16 protein-coding genes are annotated in these 15,084 nt (G+C 33.1%); 15 read left to right on the forward strand and 1 reads right to left on the reverse strand.

Translation table 11 applies throughout. From position 1 onward, the window contains the following. Window positions 1-33: 33 nt before the first annotated feature. The 15 genes from HMPREF1654_RS08680 (at window position 34) to HMPREF1654_RS08750 (ending at window position 14,333) form a co-directional block, all read left to right on the forward strand. The gene (locus HMPREF1654_RS08680) at window positions 34-537 is read left to right on the forward strand and encodes a GNAT family N-acetyltransferase (RefSeq protein WP_003077234.1); all 504 of its coding nucleotides are present in this window, start codon (window positions 34-36) and stop codon (window positions 535-537) included. Between the two features lie 3 nt (window positions 538-540). Beyond that, a complete protein-coding gene (locus HMPREF1654_RS08685; RefSeq protein ID WP_003077399.1) occupies window positions 541-1,047 on the forward strand; it encodes a GNAT family N-acetyltransferase in 507 nt (168 codons plus the stop codon). Window positions 1,048-1,051: 4 nt separating this feature from the next. Beyond that, window positions 1,052-1,657 carry an anaerobic ribonucleoside-triphosphate reductase activating protein gene (nrdG, locus tag HMPREF1654_RS08690; RefSeq protein WP_003075255.1) on the forward strand — a complete coding sequence of 202 codons (606 nt, stop codon included), beginning with the start codon at window positions 1,052-1,054 and terminating at the stop codon, window positions 1,655-1,657. Between the two features lie 174 nt (window positions 1,658-1,831). Continuing rightward, entirely contained in the window at window positions 1,832-3,277 is a 1,446-nt protein-coding gene (gene cpsA, locus HMPREF1654_RS08695) for an LCP family glycopolymer transferase CpsA (protein WP_003077281.1), read from the forward strand. Between the two features lie 2 nt (window positions 3,278-3,279). After that, window positions 3,280-4,011 (forward strand): capsular polysaccharide biosynthesis protein Cps4B, encoded by a 732-nt coding sequence (cps4B, locus tag HMPREF1654_RS08700; protein ID WP_037589490.1) that lies wholly within the window; start codon window positions 3,280-3,282, stop codon window positions 4,009-4,011. An 8-nt stretch (window positions 4,012-4,019) separates the two neighbouring features. Then, window positions 4,020-4,715: a Wzz/FepE/Etk N-terminal domain-containing protein gene (locus HMPREF1654_RS08705; protein ID WP_003075250.1), complete on the forward strand. Its 696-nt coding sequence runs from the start codon at window positions 4,020-4,022 to the stop codon at window positions 4,713-4,715. Between the two features lie 10 nt (window positions 4,716-4,725). Further along, window positions 4,726-5,418, forward strand: a complete 693-nt coding sequence (locus HMPREF1654_RS08710; protein WP_003075248.1) for a tyrosine-protein kinase — start codon at window positions 4,726-4,728, stop codon at window positions 5,416-5,418. Between the two features lie 24 nt (window positions 5,419-5,442). Then, on the forward strand, window positions 5,443-7,251 hold the full coding sequence (locus HMPREF1654_RS08715) for a polysaccharide biosynthesis protein (protein WP_003077290.1): 1,809 nt from the start codon (window positions 5,443-5,445) through the stop codon (window positions 7,249-7,251). A gap of 18 nt (window positions 7,252-7,269) precedes the next feature. Then, window positions 7,270-7,869 (forward strand): sugar transferase, encoded by a 600-nt coding sequence (locus tag HMPREF1654_RS08720; RefSeq protein ID WP_003075244.1) that lies wholly within the window; start codon window positions 7,270-7,272, stop codon window positions 7,867-7,869. Window positions 7,870-7,873: 4 nt separating this feature from the next. Then, window positions 7,874-8,734 (forward strand): NAD-dependent epimerase/dehydratase family protein, encoded by an 861-nt coding sequence (locus HMPREF1654_RS08725; RefSeq protein WP_003075242.1) that lies wholly within the window; start codon window positions 7,874-7,876, stop codon window positions 8,732-8,734. Then, window positions 8,735-9,865: a glycosyltransferase family 4 protein gene (locus HMPREF1654_RS08730; protein ID WP_003075240.1), complete on the forward strand. Its 1,131-nt coding sequence runs from the start codon at window positions 8,735-8,737 to the stop codon at window positions 9,863-9,865. A 38-nt stretch (window positions 9,866-9,903) separates the two neighbouring features. Next, a complete protein-coding gene (locus tag HMPREF1654_RS08735) occupies window positions 9,904-10,881 on the forward strand; it encodes a glycosyltransferase (protein WP_003075237.1) in 978 nt (325 codons plus the stop codon). Continuing rightward, the gene (locus tag HMPREF1654_RS08740) at window positions 10,878-11,942 is read left to right on the forward strand and encodes an EpsG family protein (protein ID WP_003075235.1); all 1,065 of its coding nucleotides are present in this window, start codon (window positions 10,878-10,880) and stop codon (window positions 11,940-11,942) included. Before HMPREF1654_RS08735 ends, HMPREF1654_RS08740 begins: the two co-directional genes overlap by 4 nt. Window positions 11,943-11,950: 8 nt before the next feature. Beyond that, window positions 11,951-12,928: a DUF6625 family protein gene (locus HMPREF1654_RS08745; protein ID WP_003077168.1), complete on the forward strand. Its 978-nt coding sequence runs from the start codon at window positions 11,951-11,953 to the stop codon at window positions 12,926-12,928. 64 nt (window positions 12,929-12,992) lie between these two features. After that, window positions 12,993-14,333 carry a lipopolysaccharide biosynthesis protein gene (locus tag HMPREF1654_RS08750; protein WP_231840232.1) on the forward strand — a complete coding sequence of 447 codons (1,341 nt, stop codon included), beginning with the start codon at window positions 12,993-12,995 and terminating at the stop codon, window positions 14,331-14,333. A gap of 379 nt (window positions 14,334-14,712) precedes the next feature. Here the strand turns inward: HMPREF1654_RS08750 and HMPREF1654_RS10085 are convergent, their stop codons facing one another. After that, window positions 14,713-14,883, reverse strand: a complete 171-nt coding sequence (locus HMPREF1654_RS10085) for a hypothetical protein (protein WP_155115201.1) — start codon at window positions 14,881-14,883, stop codon at window positions 14,713-14,715. Window positions 14,884-15,084: the final 201 nt, after the last annotated feature.

The raw sequence follows: 15,084 nt of genomic DNA on the forward strand, positions 1-15,084 counted from the left end.
TAAATCTCACTTTCTTTCTATCAGGGAGAAAAAATGGAATTGAGAAGACCGAGGCTAGAAGATAGAAACGCTGTGATGGCTCTCATAATGGAATTTGAAAATTCAAATGCCGCACACGATGGTGGTTTTTGGAACAAGGAGGATTTTGATTATGAAGATTGGATTGCTGGGAACCGAAATGCAGAAATGGGTCTCAATATTCCTGATACCTGGGTGCCAGCTATACAATTTGTCGGGTTTGATGAAGGACAAGCAGTTGGTTTTTTAAATTTGCGCCTGAACCTAAATGAATACTTACTCGAACACGGTGGTCATATAGGCTATAGTGTTCGTCCATCTATGCAAGGGAGAGGCTATGCCACTTCGATGCTGAAAGAAGGACTTCTTGTTGCTGCTTCAAAGAATATTCACCAAGTGCTGGTGACTTGTGCAGTAGATAATCCAGCTAGTAGAGCAGTAATTTTAAAAAATGGTGGGATATTGGAAGATATACGGCATGGAACAGAGCGTTATTGGATGGACTTAGATAAGGAGTAGTGTATGGAGTTACGAAGACCGGGATTGGCAGACAAGACAGCAATACTTGAAATAATTGCAGAATACAAAGAGCAGGGGCTTCCCATGAATGGCGGGGTAGAAAGCGCTTGGGCACGAGCAGCAAACTATGAAGATTGGTTACAAATTAATCGTGATCAAGAAGCGGGCTTGCATTTGACAGAAGGGCGTGTTCCGGCAATTTTGTTTACTTCCTTTGATTCGGACGGTCGTGCATTAGGTTTTTTAGGACTTCGTATGACACTAAACGATTTTTACGCAGAGTTAGGAGGGCATGTTGGCTATGGCATTCGCCCTAGTGAGCGGGGGAAAGGGTATGGCAAACAACAATTAGCCTTGGCTTTACTTGAAGTCAAAAAATTAGCGCTCTCTCCCGTTCTGATTACTTGCGATATGGATAATGCTGCTAGTCGAGCGGTGATTTTGGCCAATGGTGGAGTGTTGGAAGATGTACGAGCTGGGAAAGAGCGTTATTGGATAGAGTTGGGGTAGAAAAATGACATGGAATACACCGAAGCCAGGTGAGTGGAAAAGCGAAGAGTTAAGCAAAGGACGTATTATTGACTATAAAGCCTTTAATTTTGTGGATGGTGAAGGGGTGCGTAATTCCCTCTATGTCAGTGGATGCATGTTTCATTGTGAGGGCTGCTATAATGTAGCGACCTGGTCTTTCAATGCTGGGATTCCTTATACGCAAGAGCTAGAAGAGCAAATCATGAAAGATTTGGCTGAGCCCTATGTTCAAGGTCTGACCTTGCTAGGAGGAGAGCCTTTTCTGAATACTGGAATTCTCTTGCCCTTAGTCAAGCGTATTCGACGAGAGTTGCCTGACAAGGATATTTGGTCTTGGACAGGTTATACTTGGGAAGAAATGATGTTGGAAACACCAGATAAACTCGAACTTCTTAGTCTCATTGATATTCTGGTAGATGGTCGTTTTGATAAGGCAAAACGAAATCTCATGTTACAATTTCGAGGCTCCTCTAATCAGCGTATTATTGATGTACAAAAGTCTCTTAAAACTGGAGAAGTCATCATTTGGGATCGATTGAATGATGGCACAGAAAGTTTTGAGCAGGTTAATCGGGATAAAACAGAATAAAACTATAAAATGGCATGTTCTTAATTGAAATGAGAACTGCTTTTTATTTTTTGGATGTTTAGAAAATAAGATAGATGGCAGAAACTTTACAGAAAGATTGCAATTTTTAAATATTATTTAAAAGTTAATTCTTTTATGCTATAATGGGTTAGATAATGTACATAGGAGTTTATAATGCCAAAAAAGAGGTCACATCGTTATAGGAAACAAGGTAGAATCTTTAACCTTGCTCTCTTAGTTGTGTTTGTATTGTTAGCAATCTTACTCGTTTTTTTCATGTTTCGGTATAATATTCTAGCATTTCGATATTTGAATGTTTTACTATCCACTTTGTTAGTAGCTGTAGCATTAGGAACTAGTTTTTTAATTTTCAAAAATAAAGCGCGTGTCACAACGACGATTATATTGCTTTTAGCTATTCTAGTAAGTTCAGGTGCTCTATATGCCATTAAAGAAGTGTTAGATTTGTCTAATGGGCTAAACGCGACATCAAATTACTCCGAATATGAAATGAGCGTGGTGGTGCCAGCGAATAGCAATATAAAGGATATCAGTCAAGTGAAAACTGTTCTAGCACCAACGGGAAATGATGCAAATAATATCAAAACATTGACAGATAATGTAGCCCAAACTAAGAAAGTTAATTTGGCGGTTGCTCAATCCTCTTCTTATCTAGCAGCTTATAATTCTTTAATGAATGGTGAAGCTAAGGCCATGGTTCTAAATAGTGTTTTTGAAAGTGTTATCCAAAACGAGCATCCCGATTACGCTTCAAAAATCAAAAAAATCTATACTTACAAAATTAGTAGAAAAATTACAAACACTCAGTCACCAGCAACAAATAATAATGTCTTTAATATTTATGTCAGCGGAATTGATACTTATGGCCCAATTTCATCGGTTTCCCGTTCAGATGTCAATATTATTATGACAGTTAATCGCAAGACTAAAAAGGTACTGTTAACAACAACACCGCGTGATGCTTACGTACCAATTGCTGATGGTGGCAACAATCAAAAGGATAAATTAACACACGCTGGCATTTACGGTGTGGAAGCATCTATTCACACGTTAGAAAATCTTTACGGAATCAAAACAAACTATTATGTTCGACTGAATTTCACTTCTTTCCTTAAATTGGTAGATTTGTTAGGCGGTATTGATGTTTATAATGACAAAGAATTTACTGCTGCAAATGGCAAGCACTATGCTGCGGGAGATATTCATTTAGATTCAGAACAAGCATTGGGATTTGTTCGAGAGCGTTATGCATTAAGTGGTGGAGATAACGATCGTGGTAAAAATCAAGAAAAGGTCATTGCGGCAATTATTAAAAAGTTGACTTCCACAAGTGCTTTGAAGAATTATAATGCGATTATTTCAGGATTACAAGATTCAGTTCAAACCAACATGAGTATTGAAACGATGATGAATCTCATTAATACTCAGTTAGAAACTGGTGGTAGTTATACGGTTAGCTCGCAAGCGGTTACCGGAGAGGGAAGAGTAGGTCTTCCGTCTTATGCTATGCCAGATGCGAATCTTTACATGATGGAATTAAATCAAGATAGTTTGAATGCAGCTAAAGCAGCAATTCAGAAAGTAATGGAAGGTAAATGAGATTGATTGATATTCATTCGCATATTGTATTTGATGTGGACGACGGTCCCAAGACACGTCAAGACACGCAAGAGCTTTTGATGGAAAGTTATCGCCAAGGAGTCCGAACGATTATTTCGACTTCTCATCGTAGAAAGGGTATGTTTGAGACGCCTGAAGAAAAGATTGCGGCGAATTTTCATGAAGTTCAGCAAATCGCTAAAGAAGTAGCAGATGATCTCACTATTCTCTATGGTGCTGAAATTTATTATACTAGCGATATCTTAGAAAAACTTGATAGAAAAATCATTCCAACTTTAGGTGGGACGAGTTATGCTCTAATTGAGTTTAGTATGATAACACCATATAGAGATATCCACAGCGCGTTAAGCAATGTTCTGCGTTTAGGAATTACACCAGTTGTAGCCCATATTGAGCGCTATCATTGTTTGGAAAACGATGTAAAAAAGGTGCAGGATTTGATCAACATGGGTTGTTATATGCAAATCAATAGCTCCAGTGTACTAAAACCCAAGTTATTTGGCGAGAAATATAAATTCATGAAGAAGCGAGCACAATTCTTTATGGAACAGGATTTGGTCCATTTTGTAGCAAGTGATATGCATAATTTAGGGCCACGCCCTCCTTATATGGAGGAAGCCTATCACATCATTTCTAACAAATATGGCAACGCATATGCAGACCAGTTATTTCGTAAAAATCAAGAAATATTATTAAAAGATGAATTAATTTAGGAGAAAAAATGAAAAATCAGAGTAATCAAGCAGTAGAAATTGATATCTTGTCATTAATTAAAACCTTATGGAGAAGAAAGTTTATTATTGTAGTGACAGCATTTGTGATGGCTATTTTCGCTTTAATCTACAGTACTGTTATAGCAAAACCATCTTATAGTAGTACAACACGTATTTATGTTGTTAATCGTCAGCAAAACGATAATTCTACGCTTAACCAGGATTTACAAGCTGGGACATACTTAGTTAAAGACTATAAAGAAATTATTTTATCTCAAGATGTATTGACTAAAGTAATTGCAGATTTGAAATTGAAGCTGCAACCAAGTGAATTGGCTAAAAAAATCAATGTTACTGTTCCAACAGATACACGAATTGTATCTATTGCTGTTTCAGATGGTAATGCTGAAGAAGCTGCTCGCATTGCTAATAGTGTTCGTCAAGCTGCGGCAGAGAAGATTATTGCTGTAACAAAAGTAGCGGATGTTACGACGCTAGAAGCAGCAGAAGCACCAAAAGAACCTTCCTCTCCAAATATTAAACGAAATACTTTGATTGGTTTTCTTGCAGGAGGCATGCTTATGTCTGTTATTAGCATTGTTGTGGAAGTTTTAGATGATAGAATAAAGAAACCAGAAGATGTAGAAGAAGTAATGGGAATCACTCTGCTTGGAGTTGTTCCGAATATGAATAAGCTAAAATAGGAGAAAAGGAATGCCAAGTTTAGAATTAGTGAAAAGTAAAATCAGAGAATTAAGAAAATCAGAGGAGTATTATAATGCTCTGCGAACCAATGTCCAACTTAGTGGTGATAATATTAAGGTTATTGCAATCACTTCAGTTCAGCCTGGTGAGGGGAAATCAACAACTTCCACAAATCTAGCTATCGCTTTTGCTCGTTCAGGTTATAATACCTTATTGATTGATGCGGATATCCGTAATTCCACAATGTCGGGTGCCTTTAAAGCCCGTAATAAGATTACAGGCTTGACAGATTATTTAGCTGGTGCAGCCGATTTATCAAACGGGTTGTGTGAAACAAATATTGAAAAATTATTCGTGATTGAAGCAGGGCAAAATTCTCCAAATCCTACTGCACTTCTTCAAAGCAAGAATTTTGAAATGATGATTGATATTTTACGAAATCATTATGACTATATTATTATCGATACTCCTCCTATTGGGCTTGTGATTGATGCAGCCATTATTGCTCAAAAATGTGATGCAAGCCTTTTAGTTGTAGAAGCCGGTAACGTGAAACGTAAAGCATTGCAAAAAGCAAAAGAGCAGCTAGAGCAGACTGCAACTCCATTTTTGGGAGTTGTCTTAAACAAATATGATGTTCAATTGGACAAATATGGTTCATATGGTAATTATGGAGATTATGGAAACTACGGAAAGAAATAGGATTTGGATAAGTAAGGAAACATTATGGAATTAACGAGAGCACAAAAACGAGTTATCTTGATGATAGTGGATGCCGCTTTACTATATATAAGTGGTTATATAGCTTATTTTTTCTTGTCTGAGTATATAGAGACATCAAATGATATGCTGTTTAAAACACTCTCTTCCATTGTCGTAATTTACCTTCTTTTAGGTTTAATCACACGTGTATTTTCAATTATTAATCGTTACACAGATTATAAGACGTTAAGTAAAATTTCTCTTATTCTACTGGGAACTTATCTCATTACAGCTCTAGTGGAATTGTTTTTATCCATAATCATTAGTTATCGTTTTCTTTTGCTTAGTTGCATGTTTTCTATTCTATTTACGATATCAATCAGATTAGCTTGGAGAATGTGGCATAGCTTAAAGAATGGAGTGAATTACGAAGAAGTTACAAATTTAAATGTTCGTAGGACATTAGTGGTCGGCGCGGGAGACGGAGGAAATCTTTTTATTACGACTGCGCTAAAAGACTCGCCAGATTTGAAAATCGTTGCGATTGTCGATAAAGATGTAAAAAAACAAGGTTCTTTTTTACATGGTGTTAAAGTTGTTGGATCTGATGAACAAATCCCAGAAATTGTAGCAAACTATGAAATTAACCAAATTGTTATTGCGATCCCCTCTTTGAAACCAGAGGAATATGAACATCTTTTAGAACTTTGCAAAAAAACAGCTGCTAAAGTTAGCACTATTCCTAAATATGAAGAAGTTGTTACAGGGAAACTGAGTGTCAGTAAACTACGAGAGATTGATATTGCTGATTTATTAGGGCGCAAAGAAGTAAAACTGGATCAAACAAGTTTAAATTCAAATCTCAAAGGCAAGACCGTATTAGTGACAGGAGCTGGAGGTTCTATCGGCTCAGAATTATGTCGGCAAATTGCTCGCTTCTTTCCTAAAAGGCTGTTACTTTTAGGGCATGGCGAAAATTCTATTTATGTGATACATAAAGAGCTGCTTGCACAATACAAGGACACCATTGAGATTGTTCCAATCATTGCAGATATTCAAGATAGAGAGCGAATTTTTAAACTGATGGAGACTTATCATCCAGATCGTGTTTATCATGCTGCCGCTCATAAACACGTTCCTTTGATGGAGTATAATCCAACTGAAGCAGTCAAGAACAACATATATGGCACAAAAAATGTAGCGGAAGCTGCTAAAGCAGCTGGAGTTGCTAAGTTTGTTATGATTTCGACAGATAAAGCAGTCAATCCTCCAAATGTTATGGGAGCCACTAAGCGAGTTGCTGAAATGATTGTAACAAGTCTGAATGAAGAAGGAAAAACTCTTTTTGCTGCTGTTCGATTCGGTAATGTTTTGGGGAGCCGTGGTAGTGTTGTTCCACTATTTAAAGAACAAATTGCCAAAGGTGGCCCTATCACAGTAACTGATTTTCGTATGACACGTTACTTTATGACAATACCAGAAGCTAGTCGTTTGGTTATTCAAGCAGGAGCTCTTATGCATGGGGGAGAGATTTTTGTATTAGATATGGGAGAACCTGTTAAGATTTTGAACTTAGCTAAAAAAATGATAACTCTAAGTGGTCACACTGAAAATGAAATTAAGATTGTTGAAAGTGGTATTCGCCCTGGTGAAAAATTGTATGAAGTATTACTGTCTTCAGAAGAACGCAAAGCAGAGCAAATCTATGAAAAAATATTTGTTGGAAATGTTCATGCTTTGTCAAAAGAAGAAGTGGACGCTTTTATCTGCTCGATTTCCAATCTTGATGGACAAGAGCTGAAAGAAAAATTGGTGCAATTTGCACAGCAGTAAAAATAAATTAGAGAGATTATGTATAAAACGATTAAACGATTCTTAGATATTATTTTATCATTTTGTGGGATGCTTATTTTATCTCCAGTATTTCTTATTTTGATTGTGGCAATAAAGTTAGATTCTAAAGGCCCGGTATTGTTTAAACAAAAGCGGGTAGGGTTGCATAAACAATATTTTTATATTTTAAAATTCAGAACTATGCGCATTGATACCCCTAAAGATACTCCTACACATTTATTGGCAAATCCTGAGCAATGGATAACAAAAATTGGAAAAATTTTGCGTAAAACATCACTCGATGAGCTACCACAAATTTGGAATATTTTTGTTGGAGATATGAGCATTATTGGACCCCGACCAGCGCTTTGGAATCAGTATGATTTGATTGAAGAACGTGATAAGTATGGGGCCAATGATATATTACCTGGATTAACAGGTTGGGCACAAATTAATGGTCGAGATGAATTACCAATCTATGAGAAAGCATCTTTAGATGGTTATTATGTCAAACATATGTCGTTTCTACTGGATCTTCACTGTTTTTTTGGAACCATTAAAAGCGTTGTTAAAAGTGAAGGAGTAGTTGAAGGTGGAACAGGAAAAAAGAGAGAATAAATGAATGAAAAAACTTCTTATTACAGGTGCTAATTCTTACATCGGTACTTCTGTTGAAAAATGGTTAAGAGCTTCTAAAAATGAATATGAAATTACTACTCTTGATATGCGTAACTCTAACTGGCACGAACACGATTTTTCGAGATATGATTCAGTCTTTCATGTTGCTGGGTTAGCCCATTTTTCTAAAGATAAAAGTAAGAAAGATTTATACTATCGTATAAATACCGATTTAACTTATTCCGTAGCAAAAAAAGCAAAAGCATCAGGTGTTTTACAATTTATTTTTATGAGTAGTATAATTGTTTACGGAGACAGCACTAACAAAGAAAGAATTATTGATAGAGAAACTTCTCCAACTCCTACTGATTTTTATGGAGATAGTAAATGGCAAGCTGAAATAAAGTTAGAAACTTTGAAAAGTCCATCGTTTAAAATTGCTATAATTCGTCCACCAATGATTTATGGATCAGGTTCTAAAGGGAACTATGCAAGATTGTCAAAACTAGCACAAAAAATACCAATTTTCCCTGATTATATTAATAAGCGAAGTATGCTACATATTGATAATCTATGTGAGTTTGTATTACAAGTGCTTGAGAACAATATTGATGGGATTTTATTTCCACAAAATAAAGAATATATTTGTACAGCTGATTTAGTAAAACAAATTGGTTTACAGCATAGAAAATCAATTTACTTAACAAAATTTTTTAATTTTTTAATCCCACTTACATTTTTTAATGATAACATTAAAAAAATGTTTGGCAATTTAGTTTATGAAAAAGAATTGAGTGAGTATACTTTTTCGTATCAGATTCGTGATTTTAAAGAATCAATTTATTTATCTGAAAAGGAGCAATAATTGGATAAAGCTTTGGTCGTAGCTTCTGTAGCATCAATGATTTCTCAATTTAATCTACATAATATTAAAATACTGCAAGAATTAGGATACAAGGTTGTTGTAGCTACAAATTTTGATAAACCTGGGAATATTTCATTTACCCTTGCTCAAAAATTGATTAAACAGTTGGAAGATGAAGGGGTTGATTGTATTAATATTAATTTTGCCCGCAGTCCTTTTTCGTTTAAGAATATAGGTGCTTACCAGATGCTTAAAAATATTATTTATGATGAAGGAATAAAATTAATTCATGCTCATTCTCCAGTTGGTGGAGTAATTACAAGAGTTCTCGTTTTAAATAATGATCAAAAAAGATTGATTTACACTGCCCATGGTTTTCATTTTTTTAAAGGTGCTTCAATTAAGAATTGGCTCACATTTTATCCTATTGAAAAGTTCTTTTCTTATTTTACAGATGATCTAATTACAATTAATTCGGAAGATTTTCAATTGGCAAAAAAAAGTTTTCATGCTAAACGTCTTCATTATGTTAATGGAGTTGGAATTGATTTAAAGAAATTTGATGCAGATAAGAAAAAAGTAAATTTAAATAAAAAGCAAACAAAGTTAAAGTTAATTTCAATTGGTGAGTTGAACAAAAATAAGAATCACCGTTTAGTGATTGAAGCAATCCATCAGTCAAAATTTAAAGATTGTTTCTCGTATGATATCTGTGGAGAGGGGACACTAAAAGAAGAACTTACCCAACTAATAAAGCAATATGGTTTAGAAAATCAAGTTCGTTTATTAGGGTATCGAGACGACGTACATCGTTTGTTAGCAGAAAGTGATATATTTGTATTCCCGTCTTTCAGAGAAGGCTTGCCAGTCTCTGTCATGGAAGCGATGGCGACAGGATTACCAGTGCTAGCTTCAGATATTAGAGGAAATCATGATTTGGTTATTCATGAAAAGGGCGGTTTTCTTTTTGAAAGCGGAAATGTTGAAGACTTAGTTCATTATTTAGAGAAATGTTTTATGCATCAAGAAAATATGATAGCATTCGGAGACTATAATCTTCAAAAAATTCAAGAGTATTCTAGTGATTACGTTGACTCACAAATGAGAGAGATTTATCTTAATAGAATGTAATAGCAGTTTATATATAACAGGGAGAAAGTAAAAGATTAATGAAACTTAGTATTATCGTTCCAGTTTATAATACAGAGGAATATTTGAAAGAATGCCTAGATTCTGTAACCCCACAATTAACAGATGATATGGAAGTCATTTTAGTAAATGATGGTTCGACAGATGGCTCGCAAAAAATTTGTGAAGAATATCAAGAAAAATACTCTCAAGTAAGACTGATCAATCAACAAAATCAAGGAAGTTCGGTTGCTCGAAATACAGGTATTCACGAAGCTGTTGGAGATTACTTGCTTTTTCTTGATTCGGATGATTTTATTGCTACATCAGTTCTGCGTGATTTGATTCAATTTGCAAATAATCAAGATATTATCTTTTTAGATGCAGTCAAATATTACAGAGAAGATTGGCAAGAGCCTTTGGCAGAAGGTTATCAAAATACCTGCATTAATTGCAAGTCTCCAAAAGAAGTATTGGCATTTCTAGCAGATTTGCCAAAATTTCCAGGAGCTCCATGGAATAAGCTTGTTAATCGTAATTTTGTAGTTAAAAATAATTTGTATTTTTCAGAAGGAATAGTTGCAGAAGATATTGATTGGGTTTTATCTGTATTGAAAGAAGCTGAAATTTTTGGGTATTATTCAAAAAAGAATTATTATTTTTATCGTCAAAATAGAAAATTTTCTGTAACACATAATATAGGTGTTAAACATGTAAATTCTTTATTATATATCCTTGATAAATGGGTGAATAAAATTAAAAATCATGAGTATGCAAATTTTTACTACAAATTTCTAGCTTATGAATATATTATTACGCTTCTTAGTTTTTCTTATTTATCTAAAGAGGAGCAAAAGAATTTTAAAGATCAGTTGCTTCAATATAGTTTTTTACTCCAATATAGAGATGATGTGAAATATAGATTGGCAGCGATGTCTATTAAACTATTTGGTGTTTCAATCTGCTCTTATCTATTAAGAAAATATCAAAATATTCGATTAAAACGGGGCCAGAAATGATTTCTTTTCTTTTATACTGCACTTTTATAATTTTAGGGATTCTTGTACCTAAAAATAAAATAATCTTTTTAATTCAATTATCTTTAATTTTTACTTTAGTTGCGTTTAATTATCAAGGATATGACATGTTAGAGTATAATTACATGTTTCAAGTTTTTGGTAAGGCAACTACCATTCCCATTGGTGGTGAATTTATATATAGATGGTTGATGCAGTTATTTTTTGCGAGAGGATTTTCGTTTTTTGATTTAAATCTTATTACATCTATCATTGCAACTATTATTATTGCATGGTTTATGCTTAAGCATACTAAGAGACCTTCTTTGGCAATGAGCATGCTTATGATTTATCCAATGTTTGATTTAGGAATTCAAAAACGTAATTATATTGCAATGGCTGTGATGCTAATTGCTCTTACAGAATTATTTGATGATAAACCGTTTTCTAAAATCAGATATTTTTTCTGGAATCTGCTTGCAATTGGATTTCATAGCACCTATTTGATTTATCTTCTTTATCCACTTTATAAGTTTATTTCAAAGTTTAATCCTAAAACAATCTTTTTCATTACTCTGGTCACAGGTGGAGTGCTCATTAATTTTGCTCCTAGTTTGGCAGGTATCTTTTTTGACAATGCTAAGGTTTCGTTGTATTTTTCAGACAATAGCATGAGACTTTCCCTTTTTAGTGCATTAGCATTTATTGTTGTACAAATTCTGTTTATGATATTTATATGGTATATGCAAAGAAGAGAGAAAACGGTGCTATCAAATTTAAGTAGAGACTTAATTTTGTACACGGGAATTCCATTACCGCTATATTTCTATAATTCTAATTTTATTCGACTTTTCCGGAATCTGCTTCCCTTGCATTATTTGGCGTTAGCTAATAGTAAGGAATTTTCGTATCCTACATTCCTCAATATGAAAGTACTGCCATTTTTATTTATTATTTATGAAATAGGTGTCTCTATATTATTTTATGCTATTTCTGGAGTGGGTTGGGAAAAGCTAATCGTTCCATTATTTAAGTATAACTATATATTTCAATTGATAGGTTAGGAAGTGTTATGAAAGATAAAAAGTGTTTATTAATCGTTCCTTATTTTGGTAAATTTAATAACTATTACCAATTATTTTTGAACTCTATAGCTAATTTACAGTCTTTTGATTTTTTAATCGTAACAGATGATAAACGTAAGTTCATAAATCCTCAAAATGTAACTTGCCTTTATATGAGTTTTGAAGATTTAAAGGAACGAATTGCTCAAAAAATGGGTTTTTCATATCCGTTGTCACACCCACAAAAACTGTGTGATTACAGACCAGTATATGGCGAGATTTTTGATGACTATGTTAAAAATTATCAATACTGGGGTTTCTGTGATATTGATTGTATCTATGGCGATTTGGATAAGTTAGTTGCTCCGTTAATGGAAGAGCATTATGATAAAATTTTTAATTTAGGCCATCTAACTTTGATAAAAAATGATCTTGCTAATAATAAATTATATAAAAAGTTTATTAATCCCCAAAACGGTGAATCTCCTATTTTTTCAACTGAAGTTGGAATGAAATTTGATGAAGAGTATGGCGAGTATAGCATCAATCGGCAATTTGTTAGAGAAAATAAATTAATCTATTCTCATCAATTGGGTGCAGATATTTACACAAAGGCAAATAGATTTTATCTACACGACTATGATTTTCAAACCAATAAGCACCAGCTGATAAAAGAAGAAAATCTTTTTGTTTATAGTAATGGCAAAGTATTTAATATACAGGTCTCAGATGATCAGATTGTTAAGCAGGAATTTGCATATATTCATTTACAAAAACGATTGATGACTGTAGCTATAGAGCTATCTAGTAAAGAATATAAGATTATTGGAAATAGATTTGAACCCTTGGAGATTCCATTAAACGAAATTACGACTACAAATTATAAAGATATTCGAAAGCAATCTTTCACCAACCATTATTTAAAATTACGCTTTAAAAATTTGAAAACAAAGATTAAACGATATATAAAACATAATACAAAATAGGAGTGTTTATTTGAAAAGGTTTATCCGGAATTTGTCATATTCTCTATCTGGCAATATATTGTCTATGTTAACTTCAACAGGGATATTGTTATTTTTGCCTAAAATTATGGGGATTGAAGATTATGGTTACTGGCAGCTTTATATGTTTTATCTGGTATATACGGGGTATTTATCATTTGGAACAAATGAAGGAGCTTTTATCAGATATAGTGGTAAAGATTACTCAGAGTTACCAAAAGAGTTGATTAGCTTTCAGTATCAATTTCTGTTGTTTATTAACATTGCTATTGGCTTTATCGGTTTTATTGCTCTATTCTTTTTTCAATTGAGCTTTACCAGACTTGTCACATTTTGGGCAGTGATTATTTCAACTATTTTAATTACACCGCGATATTTTTTGTGTAATATTTTGCAAGCTACTCATCACTTTAAAGAGAATACCCTTTCTGTGGTGGTTGAAAAAATAACTTTTTTAGTATTATTTGGTCTTCTCATTATTTTAGGAAAGCTTTCCTTGCTATCCTTATTGGTGATTGATATTTTATCAAAAGTTTTTTCTACTGCTTATATTTTCAATAAATTATCAGATAGTATTTTTCTTATAGTTAAGTTTAGTAAGGCCTCTTACTTAGAATTTAAATTAAATTTGATTCTTGGTATAAAAATAGTTATCTCTAATCTATCAGGGCTTTTAATAATTGGAATTCCAAGATTCTTTATTGAATTTTACTGGGGAGTTGTAGCATTTAGTAAAGTATCTTTAGTTGTAAGTTTTGCTAATTTAGTTATTACATTGATTAATTCGGTTGGATTTGTGTCTTTACCTTCTCTCGTAAAAGTCGATGAAAATCTTTTAAAAAAACTTTATCAACCTACAACTGAATTATTGTCTTTATTGTTAGGTGTGGTTTTAATTTTATATTATCCCCTTGCGTGGTTTATAAATTACTGGCTTCCAAATTATCAAGGGGCTATTTCCTATATGGTTTTTATTTTTCCTATTATTCTTTTCGAAAGTAAGATGGCTTTACTCTATAATACCTATCTTAAGATTTTTAGAAGAGAAGACTTTTTGATGTGGATTAATCTTTTTACAGTTTTTTTAACGCTAATATCCTGCAGTCTTTTATTACTATTAAATAATAGTATGCTTTTATTCTTTATTTTACCATTTATTTACTCTTGTAGATCCTTTTGTGTGGAATATTACATTCGTAAACTTGTTGGAAGCGGCTTTGCGTTTACGATAGTTTTAGATTTTCTGATTTCACTTATTTTTATGGGAATCAATTTATGTATAAGAAACGAAATGGCAATAGTAGTTTATATAACATTTCTTGTAGTAGTTTTAGGCATTGTTTTTAAAGAAGTGAGTAAATTATTTAGGCTTATTAAACCTGTTTAATATAAAATTTCTTTTAAAAAGTGATAGATTTTATTTTTTCTCTTTTGTTATAATGTTATGATAGCTAGATGTAATGTTTCTCCTTAATGGTAACCATAATGATAGGTAGGAATAAGGGATCAAAATATAAACTTACATTGGCGTAAAGAGAAATAATCGAGGCTAGGAAAAACTTCCTAAATAAAAAAACTTAAAATCAACGTTAACTTGATTTTAAGTTTTTTTATTATTTAATTTTGACTAGAAACGGAATTTTTCTTCAACCTCGATTATTTCTCAATATAGCAGGCAGTTAGATTATAATAACAACAGATTAATTTTCTTCTTTTTCTGTACGTTTTATTTCGATAACAGCCGGCAAGGTCAAAGCTTCCCAAAATTATTTAAGAGTAGTTTCAAATGCTTGCTTGGAAATATTTTGACTGCTTAATTTTCGTTCAATCAGGCGTTCATCTAGCTGAACAGAAAATGCTAATATAAAGGATTGACGGTCAATTACTTGCTTGTAGAGGCTGAGATAAATAGTGGAAATAGGTTTGCTATTTAACATAGTGAGTTATGGATGGGAAGTCTAGGATTTTGTTGCTAAAGAGTGGCTCTATTTGTTAGCAGTATAAATAGAATGAGCAGGGAGGATTAAGTAATATGTGTTTTTTGTGAATAATATTATAGTAAAAAAGAAATATTGCCGATATTTCATTATTTTTCTTTAACATAATGAAATGATAATTTCTATTTAAGAAAAATTTTA

This window comes from Streptococcus intermedius SK54 = ATCC 27335, assembly GCF_000413475.1.
GTDB classification, from domain to species: Bacteria; Bacillota; Bacilli; order Lactobacillales; family Streptococcaceae; genus Streptococcus; species Streptococcus intermedius.

What these genes read in the sequence shown, in the direction of transcription:
- HMPREF1654_RS08680 (WP_003077234.1), top strand. Translation starts at nt 34, where the DNA reads ATGGAATTGAGAAGACCGAGGCTAGAAGATAGAAACGCTGTGATGGCT.
- HMPREF1654_RS08685 (WP_003077399.1), top strand. Translation starts at nt 541, where the DNA reads ATGGAGTTACGAAGACCGGGATTGGCAGACAAGACAGCAATACTTGAA.
- nrdG (WP_003075255.1), top strand. Translation starts at nt 1,052, where the DNA reads ATGACATGGAATACACCGAAGCCAGGTGAGTGGAAAAGCGAAGAGTTA.
- cpsA (WP_003077281.1), top strand. Translation starts at nt 1,832, where the DNA reads ATGCCAAAAAAGAGGTCACATCGTTATAGGAAACAAGGTAGAATCTTT.
- HMPREF1654_RS08705 (WP_003075250.1), top strand. Translation starts at nt 4,020, where the DNA reads ATGAAAAATCAGAGTAATCAAGCAGTAGAAATTGATATCTTGTCATTA.
- HMPREF1654_RS08710 (WP_003075248.1), top strand. Translation starts at nt 4,726, where the DNA reads ATGCCAAGTTTAGAATTAGTGAAAAGTAAAATCAGAGAATTAAGAAAA.
- HMPREF1654_RS08715 (WP_003077290.1), top strand. Translation starts at nt 5,443, where the DNA reads ATGGAATTAACGAGAGCACAAAAACGAGTTATCTTGATGATAGTGGAT.
- HMPREF1654_RS08720 (WP_003075244.1), top strand. Translation starts at nt 7,270, where the DNA reads ATGTATAAAACGATTAAACGATTCTTAGATATTATTTTATCATTTTGT.
- HMPREF1654_RS08725 (WP_003075242.1), top strand. Translation starts at nt 7,874, where the DNA reads ATGAAAAAACTTCTTATTACAGGTGCTAATTCTTACATCGGTACTTCT.
- HMPREF1654_RS08735 (WP_003075237.1), top strand. Translation starts at nt 9,904, where the DNA reads ATGAAACTTAGTATTATCGTTCCAGTTTATAATACAGAGGAATATTTG.
- HMPREF1654_RS08740 (WP_003075235.1), top strand. Translation starts at nt 10,878, where the DNA reads ATGATTTCTTTTCTTTTATACTGCACTTTTATAATTTTAGGGATTCTT.
- HMPREF1654_RS08745 (WP_003077168.1), top strand. Translation starts at nt 11,951, where the DNA reads ATGAAAGATAAAAAGTGTTTATTAATCGTTCCTTATTTTGGTAAATTT.
- HMPREF1654_RS08750 (WP_231840232.1), top strand. Translation starts at nt 12,993, where the DNA reads ATGTTAACTTCAACAGGGATATTGTTATTTTTGCCTAAAATTATGGGG.
- HMPREF1654_RS10085 (WP_155115201.1), bottom strand. Translation starts at nt 14,883, where the DNA reads ATGTTAAATAGCAAACCTATTTCCACTATTTATCTCAGCCTCTACAAG.